The organism is Candidatus Synechococcus spongiarum SH4, assembly GCF_000586015.1.
Classification (GTDB): Bacteria; Cyanobacteriota; Cyanobacteriia; order PCC-6307; family Cyanobiaceae; genus Synechococcus_B; species Synechococcus_B spongiarum_F.
Map to the genome: position 1 here is coordinate 1 of NZ_JENA01000088.1, position 6,234 is coordinate 6,234.

The following is a 6,234-nucleotide window of genomic DNA, read 5'->3' on the forward strand; positions in this document are numbered from 1 at the left end:
CGCTGCTGGCGCCGTGCTCTCGGCGGGAGGCTGGCTTGCCGCCTCGGCGCCGCGGGCCACAGCGCCACGGGCTTGGGCTTCCTCCACCTCGGCGGCGGTTTCCGCCACCAGCGCCAGGGTTTCCCCCACCGGGGCGGTGCCGCCTGCCGGCAGAAGGACCGCGGCCAGCGTGCCGCTGTGGAAACACTCCACGTCCATATCGGCTTTATCCGATTCCACCACCAGCACCGCTTCCCCCTTCTTCACCTCATCTCCAGGCTGTTTCAGCCAGGACACGATCTTCCCCTCGCTCATGGTTGAGCTCAGGGCCGGCATGAAGATCTCATGGATGGCCATTCACCGCCCGATTTGTGCAGTCATCCATCCTACTCCCGTCCCGGACCCAGGGCATCGCGCTGTTGGCGGTGGTTGTGCTGCCGCTATGGTGGCCCACAGCCCGCAGCGCTGCGTGTCCAGAGCCCCTGTTACCACCGGAATCGTCGTCGTCACGGTTGTTATCCATCTACTCAGTTGGCTTTGGCCCCCACTCTGGGAGCAGCTTTTCGAGATCTTCTCCCTGGCCAACCGGCTGGTGACGGATGGCCAGTGGTGGCGCATGTTTACGGTCACCCTCCTCCACTCCCAAGGCGTCATGCACGTGGCATTCAACATGCTGGCCCTTTACAACCTGGGTCCACAGGTGGAGCAGGGGTTGGGTCCGCTCCGCTTCGGCTTGCTTTGGGGCGCCTGCGCCGTTGCGGGAAGCGCCTTTTTCATCTTTCTGGGCGATCCCAACGCGGTTGCCGTGGGCGCTTCCGGCGCCGTTTTCGGCTTGTTGGGGGTGTGGCTTGCTTCAGCGGTTCGCCGGAGAAAAACCCCTTTGGGAAGGAGCCTGCTGAAACAACTGGGCTTCTGGCTCGTGATTAACGCCGCTCTTCCCCTGATTGTGCCCAATCTGGCTTGGGAAGCCCATCTGGGGGGCCTTCTGGCCGGCTTCGGGCTGGGGTGGATCTGGCGGAGGTAATGTCTTTGACTGACTTTCCACAACACCATGACCGCCACCATCGTGCCCGCCCGTCTCTCTGCGCCCACCTTGAAACCAGGCGCGGATTGCCGCCTTGCGTTTCAGGCCGCCTATGAGAATCGCTACACCTGGGACCAGGGCTTCCCCGGGTATCGGGGGCGTTGTGAGGTCGCCAGCGGCGGGAACACGGTAACCGGCGCCTTCCAAGTTGGGCCGGACCTGAAAGCCCGGGTTGAAGGCCTGCCGGATCAGGACCTGACCAAGGCCGTCCATAACCAACTCTGGGAGGTGACCATTCACCGGGTGCGCCGCCCCTTTGCCCAGGTTTATGGGGACAACGGCTTTGTTGCCGGTGATACCGATTCCGTAGGCATGGAGGTGATTGTCACCGGCAAGGCCGCGGGCGACCGCTATCGCATCCGGGGCGACGTGGTGACCATGGTTCATCGCCATATCCACGGCCAGGTGGTGACCATCCACACCGATGCCGTCACCGAGACGGGTGCGGGATACCTGAGCCGCCACTACCGGAGCCGTTACAGCGATCCCCGCAGTGGTGAGTTCCTGGGTCCGGAACAGCAGTTCAGCGACACCTTTGCGCCACTGACCAGTGGCCACTGGACCTTGCGGGAGCGGTTGATCCGCTGTGACGGCAACGAGCAGAACTTCCGGTTTCTGGATCTGGAGCCCTTGGGGGCACAGGACTCCTGACCCAGAAGATATTGGCGGCGGGCGGCCAGGTGACGTTGGCCGGGATGACCACTCTCGGATCGCGACACCTGGGCCGCTTGGCGCTGACAGACGGAACCGTGGGAAGCGGCCCTGGAGGATGAGCGGGAGGAGAATGACTTGAGCGGTATGGTTGAGCAGGTCATGGTTGACGTGTTGTGCCAACTGCCCCAACGGCTCCACTGCGTTCCCACACTCAGCCAGAGTCCACTCCGGGGGGTCTCCTTCAAGACTCCAGAGCCTGGGTCGAGGTGGATGAAGGGGCCATTACCCACAACACCCGCTTGCTGCGCCGGAGGATTGGTCCCCATGTAAAACTCATGGCCGTGGTCAAGGCCAACGGCTACGGCCATGGGGACGGCGCCACGGCCAAAGCTGCCCGGGCGGGGGGCGCCGATGCCTTTGCGGTGGCCAGCCTGGCGGAAGCCGTCGGTCTCCGTCGCCAGGGGCTGCAGGAGCCCATTCTGGTGCTGGGCCACCTGAGCCTGATTGACGAGGCCCATGCCTGCCTGCGCTGGCGTTTGCTGCCCACCATCAGCACCCTGGACCAGGCCCGGTTGTTCCATACGGTGGCGAGTCGTTCGGGCGCCTGTCTGCCTGTCCACGTGAATCTGGACACAGGCATGACCCGCCTGGGTGTCCCATGGCAGGAGGGGACGGCATTGACTCAGGCAATCCTGCGCCTGGATGGCCTCCGGGTGGAGGGGATCTACTCCCACCTGGCTGCTGCCGATGCTGTTGATCCCGGCCTGACGCGGCAGCAGCAACAGCGTTTCGATCAGGTGCTGGCTGCGCTGACCAACGGACAACCCCCCAGGTTTTGCCGTCACTTGGCCAATTCCGCCGCCACCATGACCGATTCCGGCCTTCATTACGACATGGTGCGGGTTGGGCTGGCCCTCTACGGCCATGCTTCGGCAGAACACCTGGAGGGCAAACTGCCCCTGCAGCCCGCCATGGCCGTGCGGGCAAGGGTCACCATCCTCAAAACCGTTCCTGCCGGCACGGGGGTCAGCTACGACCACCGCTACCGCACGCAACGCCCCAGCCGCCTGGCGGTGGCGGCCATTGGCTATGCCGATGGTGTGCCACGGCTTCTGTCCGGCCGCATGGGTGTTCTCCATGGGGGGCGCCGGCTACCCCAGGTGGGTCCATCACCATGGATCAACTGATGATTGACGCCACCGACCATCCCCAACTGCATACAGGCGCGGTGGTCACCCTGCTGGGGAAGGATGGAGCCGCATCCATCAGCCCACGCCAGTGGAGCCGCACCTGTGGCACCATCCCCTGGGACATTCTTTGCGGCTTCTCCAGCCGTCTGCCCCGGTTACGGGCCGGCCATTCAACGGGGCATGGTGGCCAATTGACCATAAACTGATAGGCTGAAGTGCCACTGGAGAGGTGGCTGAGTGGTTGAAAGCGGCTCCCTGCTAAGGAGTTACAGGAGGCAACTTCTGTCGAGGGTTCGAATCCCTCCCTCTCCGTTCCTTCCGATCCCCGTCCTCAGCCCTTGGAAAAGCGCAGCGTCCGGGGACGCCCCCATGGACCCTCCACCTGGAGGCAGGGCTGATTGAGGGCCATGTGCCGCAGGATCCAGAACACCCGCTCCACCTGCTCCGGCGCCCCGATGGCCTGGGCAATTTCCGTAACCGTGCGGGGTGTGCCGTCCAGACGGGCCGCCACCTGTTTTTGCAGACTCAGCACAGCGGCGGCAGCCTTTTTGCCTGCTTCCACGCCGGGCTGGTGGTAGGCGTTGACGTTCACCAACTCCCCATAGAGCCCCACTGCCCGCTCAAACAGGGCCACCAGGGCCCCCAACTCCCGTGGGCCCAGGCGCTCCATGGTGATGGTGATGCTCTGGCGGCCGCCTTCGGTGAGGGCGGTGCGGGTGCCTTGGAGAAATCCGTCCAGCAGGTCCCCGGGGTTATCAGCCTCCTCCATCTCCATGTCGGAACCGGCGGCGGGATCCTTGAGGACTTCGATAAACGTGACGAAGAAATTATCGATTCCATCCCGAAGCTGCTGCACATAGGCGTGTTGATCGGTGCTGCCCTTGTTGCCGTAGACCGCAATGCCCTGATGCACCGCCACCCCGTCCCGGTCGCAGCGCTTGCCGAGGGATTCCATCACCAACTGCTGCAGGTAGCGGCTGAACACCTCCAGGCGGTCCCGATAGGGCAAAACCACCATGTCCCGCGCTCCCCGCCCTGAGCCGGCCACGAACCAACTGGCGGCCATGAGCGCAGCAGGGTTGCCGCAGAGCAAGGGCTCCCGGGTGACGCTGTCCATAGCCGCCGCCCCGCGAAGGAAGTCCTCCATCGGCACACCCGCCAGCAGACCGGGCAGCAGACCAACGGCAGAGGTAATGCTGGTGCGCCCACCCACCCAGTCATGGAGCGCGAAACGTCGCAGCCAGCCTTCCGAGGCGGCCTGCTGATCCAGCTTGCTGCCCGGCAGAGTAATGGCCACCGCCTGTGCCGGCCATTGCCCCCCCAACTGCTCCAGACAGCGGCGAGTCTGCACCATGCCGATGTGGGGTTCCGGGGTGCTGCCGGATTTGCTCACCACAATCACCAGGCTGGTCTTGAGTTGTTCCCCCAGTTCCCCATAGGTGCGCCCCATACCCTCCGGGTCCACGTTGTCAATAAAGTGGAACCGCAGGCCAACGCCGGTCTGCTGCAGGGCGTGAACGATGAGCAGGGGTCCCAACCCCGAGCCGCCGATCCCGATCCACACCACATCGGTGAAGGCCGCTCCGGCAGAGGTGGTGATGGACCCTTCCAGCACCCCCTGGGCAAAGGCGGCCATGGCTTGGCGCTGCTGCTGAAGCTCCTCGGTGATGGCGGGGTCCGGCGCCAGTGACGGGTTCCGCAGCCAGTAATGGCCCACCTGCCGCTGCTCGTCAGGATTGGCAATGCTCCCCTTCTCAAGGGCCGCCATGGCCGCAAAAGCCTGCTCAAAGCGCTGCTGAAGGCCGGTGAGCACGTCCGGGCTCAAGGCCATGCGACTGGCATCCAACCAAAAGCCCAATGCCTCGTCGTGCCAGAGCAACCCACAGAATCGCTCCCAGAGCTGCTGGTGGTTGGTGGTCTCAAGAGGGGGGAAGGAGGGGATTTGGGGAGCCAAGCTCATCCAGGCCACATGCCGGTTGACCCAACGCTAAGCCATATGGGCCCCCGGTCTTGCCCGCCCAAGGTGTGTTTTAGGGAAACTCCCCCGGGCAAGGCAAGGCGAACATCCTCGTCAGGCCGGCATCAGCCCACGCTCCAGACGTGCGCAGCCATCTCCACCAGGGGACGCACCAGGTCCGTCCCACAGAGGAACCAGGCAAAGGCGGCGCCGCCACAGCCCCCAAGCCACCAGCCACTGGCGAATTCCTCCCAGCCGGCTTTGGTGAACAGGTCGGCCGGTGGGTTGGGAATGGTGACGGAAGGAGGCTGCACCTTGGGAGCGCTGCCCGCGGTCCCGTAGAGGGACAAGGCAACGGTGAGCACGGTGACCAGGACCACCGTGTCCAACAGGCCGGCGGTGGCGGCCGCGTCGGTGGCCCTCAGGGCGCTGGTGATGGTCAGAGGGCCATAGAGGAAAAAGCCGTGGGCCATGCCCACCTCCAGACCACGGCGGTTGGGGGAGAGGCCTTGTCGGTATGCCGGTAAAGCATTCAGAAAGACCTTGATGAAGGCATTGGAATTGAAGGGGGTGGCCAGGTTCCCCACGGTGGGGTCCGCGACGGGGGTGACGGTCATGGTTGGCGAGGGAGACGTTAATCAGGAAACGCCGCAGACAAAGTGCGGCGGGGCGGCGGCAAAGTCGCCGGATCAGTCCGTGGATTCAACAACGGTGAACAGGATGCCCATGGCCACGAAAGCGCTGATGAGCACAAGGGGGATAAACACGGATGGCATCCACGCTGCGGCGTAGTCGCCAATGGTGAAATCAACAGTCATGCCGGACAGAGCAAAGGGCTGTTTCAATCATTGACAGCGCCCCGGTAGACTTGGGACAGTCTGGGGACCGCATGCCCACAATTGACGCCTCAAACCCTATAGGGGCCAGCATCGACGGCAGTGATCACAGCCTGGGGGTGATATAAAAGTTCAATCCCCTGTAGCTCCGGGGAAGAGGATAGGATTTCCCCATGAAGACCCTATTGCCTGCTGGTGTCGTCATCCTTCTTCTCGTGCTTCTCGTGGGAGCCGTTCTGGCGCTATGGCGCCGGCGGCCTTTGAGAACCCGGGGCCCATCCGGCCCACAACGCCCCAATGCTGCCGAGGTTGAGAATCCCGTTCAGGCAGAGGAAAGCTTTCCTCCCTCCCCTTCCGGCGAGCAACCGGCAACGGTTGAGGGGGTGGGGCGGATCCGGCCCATGGGTCCACAGCAACGGCGACAGATGCTGCGGTATTTGCAGTCCGCCTATGACAGGGGGGCACAGGCCCGGCTGGACGCCATGGAAGACATGGTGGTCTGGGGAGACCCTGCCTGTCTCCCCCTGCTGCGGC

The 6,234-nt window shown here is 64.1% G+C and carries 6 protein-coding genes, 1 tRNA gene and 1 pseudogene; 4 read left to right on the forward strand and 4 right to left on the reverse strand.

Features of this window, described 5'->3' with window-relative positions; genetic code table 11:
- Positions 1-336 (reverse strand): biotin/lipoyl-containing protein (locus tag BG35_RS12400; protein WP_034417213.1); only part of this gene is annotated, 336 nt, incomplete at its 3' end.
- A gap of 112 nt (positions 337-448) precedes the next feature.
- Between BG35_RS12400 and BG35_RS10475 the strand changes: the two genes are divergently transcribed.
- The 4 genes and pseudogenes from BG35_RS10475 to BG35_RS0105330 all read left to right on the forward strand — a co-directional run bounded on the left by BG35_RS10475 (position 449) and on the right by BG35_RS0105330 (position 3,219).
- Complete coding sequence (locus BG35_RS10475) at positions 449-1,003, forward strand: rhomboid family intramembrane serine protease (protein ID WP_161632541.1); 555 nt, start codon at positions 449-451, stop codon at positions 1,001-1,003.
- A gap of 27 nt (positions 1,004-1,030) precedes the next feature.
- Positions 1,031-1,714 carry a DUF3386 domain-containing protein gene (locus BG35_RS0105320; protein WP_025782013.1) on the forward strand — a complete coding sequence of 228 codons (684 nt, stop codon included), beginning with the start codon at positions 1,031-1,033 and terminating at the stop codon, positions 1,712-1,714.
- A 269-nt stretch (positions 1,715-1,983) separates the two neighbouring features.
- Positions 1,984-3,113, forward strand: a pseudogene (alr, locus tag BG35_RS10480) (alanine racemase).
- Between the two features lie 17 nt (positions 3,114-3,130).
- Positions 3,131-3,219: transfer RNA gene (locus tag BG35_RS0105330), tRNA-Ser, on the forward strand.
- 19 nt (positions 3,220-3,238) lie between these two features.
- Here BG35_RS0105330 and BG35_RS0105335 read toward each other — a convergent pair.
- The 3 genes from BG35_RS0105335 to BG35_RS12690 all read right to left on the reverse strand — a co-directional run bounded on the left by BG35_RS0105335 (position 3,239) and on the right by BG35_RS12690 (position 5,682).
- Entirely contained in the window at positions 3,239-4,867 is a 1,629-nt protein-coding gene (locus BG35_RS0105335) for a glucose-6-phosphate isomerase (RefSeq protein WP_051506158.1), read from the reverse strand.
- Positions 4,868-4,989: 122 nt separating this feature from the next.
- Complete coding sequence (locus BG35_RS0105340) at positions 4,990-5,481, reverse strand: photosystem I reaction center subunit XI (RefSeq protein ID WP_025782015.1); 492 nt, start codon at positions 5,479-5,481, stop codon at positions 4,990-4,992.
- Between the two features lie 72 nt (positions 5,482-5,553).
- A complete protein-coding gene (locus BG35_RS12690) occupies positions 5,554-5,682 on the reverse strand; it encodes a photosystem I reaction center subunit VIII (protein ID WP_152535180.1) in 129 nt (42 codons plus the stop codon).
- Positions 5,683-6,234 lie beyond the last annotated feature (552 nt).